Annotated in this window: 1 pseudogene; it reads right to left on the bottom strand. The window is 64.2% G+C overall.

Going from position 1 to position 229, the window contains the following annotated elements:
- Positions 1-229, bottom strand: a pseudogene (locus ACPYOM_RS24305) (PucR family transcriptional regulator); the annotation flags it as partial.

The raw sequence follows: 229 nt of genomic DNA, 5'->3' as shown, positions 1-229 counted from the left end.
CTCCCTCCTGGCTCTGCTCATAATCGAAAACCGGCCCCAAAAGACGCCGGACCAGTGCGGTCCCTTCCTCAAAACCGGTCAGCCCAAGCCACGACGGACCCTGGGCGTAGCGGGCCAAACCCAGCTTGTTGGCACAGGCCGAACCGAGGGCCCAGAGTGATTCCTGCAGCGCCCTTTGGATGCCCGTAACGTCCGCCTTCCCACTGATCCCGATTACGGCGTCCGCGCC

Source organism: Monashia sp. HAY1-2A, from assembly GCF_056755315.1.
The sequence above is the reverse complement of the archived record's forward strand: the minus strand, read 5'-3'. Positions and strand labels throughout refer to the sequence as shown.